The following is a 1,707-nucleotide window of genomic DNA, read 5'->3' as shown; positions in this document are numbered from 1 at the left end:
CCAATGTCATTTAGTTAACATCACGAGTTAGATTCTTTATTTAGGGTCTAACTCATTTTTTATATAAAACAGTTGACATAGTGAATCAAATATGCGGCCGCTCTAACTACTGATTGATTTTTAAGAGGTAGTTAGAGCGGCCCTTGAAATTAGCAATGTAATCATTGTTTCAATTTCAAGGAGGTTCAAAAATGTCATTTGCTCTACAAGTCAAAGATTCGCTACTTAATATTATTTCTAACATGTCAAAAGATGCAGGAAAGTTTTCTATTAATCCTGACAAGTTTTTTTCTAGAAACAGAAAGCTTGATTTTTCTTCCTTAATTCATCTTATGCTATCAATGGAGGCGGGAACTATTAAAGATGAGCTTCTTAATTATTTTTCATTTCAAGTAAATACACCGACTAACTCTGCATTTATACAACAAAGATGTAAATTGTCTACAGATGCTTTACCTTTTTTGTCACATACATTCAATGATTTATACCCATACAAACTTTATAAGGGTAAATATCTTCTTTTAGCTGCCGATGGTTCTTCTTTCACCTTTACCAGAAATCCAAAGGATGAAGAGTCATATTTCCCACCAGATGGTAAAACTACAAATGGTTATAATCAAATACATATAATTCCACTGTTTGAGCTGTTATCAAAACGCTATACCGATTGTATTGTGCAACCAATCAGAAAGAAAAATGAGTTTCAAGCCTTATGTGATCTTATTGATCGCCATCACTATGTCCCTGATCAAAAACCTATATTTATAGCAGATCGAGGATTCCATTCTTTTAATGTATTCGCGCACGCAATTGAACATAATGCATATTTCCTTATTCGTGCCACTGACATAAAGACTCAAAGACTTCTTGGTGCAGATTATATTTTTACTGAAGATGGCTTCGATATTTCTATCAATCGTATACTTACACGGAGTCAATCTAAAAAGAAACGCCAACATCCAGAATTGCCCGAACAGTACAAATATATATGTCCAGAAGTAAAATTCGATTACATTACTCCAAGCGAGCGGAGTGAGTATCAATTATCTCTCCGTGTTCTCCGATTTAAAGTCTCTGAAAATATATATGAAAACATTATTACCAATCTTCCGGTTGATAAGTTCTCAATGGAGGAAATCAAATATCTATACAATCTCAGATGGAATGTAGAAACTTCATTCCGAGAGCTTAAACATGTGATTGGTGCAGCTAACTTCCATTCAAAAACTCGTAAATATATTGAAATGGAAATCTGGGCACGTCTTATTCTTTACAATTTCTGCTCTATAATTACGGGGCATGTTACAATCATTCAAAAAGGCGGAAAGCACATATATCAAGTCAACTATTCTGTTGCCTACAAAGCATGTCATTATTTTCTAAGCTTACATGCTGGAGAAGATCCACCTGATGTAGAAAACCTGATAGGAAAAAATTTGCTTCCTATCAGGCGCGATCGGAAATATGCCCGTCAGCATAGATTCCGAAATCCGTCTAGCTTTACTTATAGATTCAAGTAATAGCTATTATACCAATAATAGAATACTATGTGAGCGGCAGATTTGCATCTGCTTATTTGTCATGCTCAAAAGTCACTTGTGAATTCATATCAGCTTGGAAATAATTTTTAACTATCGATTCCGACCATAATAATGCTAATTATCAGTTCTAGTAATAACATCTATCCTTCTTAACTTACTGACATTG

Annotated in this window: 1 protein-coding gene; it reads left to right on the top strand. The window is 34.0% G+C overall.

Annotated features, from left to right (window positions below; genetic code table 11):
• The first annotated feature begins 191 nt into the window (after positions 1-191).
• Complete coding sequence (locus BMX21_RS18940; protein WP_092047051.1) at positions 192-1,520, top strand: IS4 family transposase; 1,329 nt, start codon at positions 192-194, stop codon at positions 1,518-1,520.
• Positions 1,521-1,707: the final 187 nt, after the last annotated feature.

Source organism: Butyrivibrio sp. TB (genome assembly GCF_900110805.1).
GTDB classification, from domain to species: domain Bacteria; phylum Bacillota; class Clostridia; order Lachnospirales; family Lachnospiraceae; genus Butyrivibrio; species Butyrivibrio fibrisolvens_C.
Note: the sequence above shows the minus strand (reverse complement) of the source record. Positions and strands in the feature narration are given on the sequence as shown.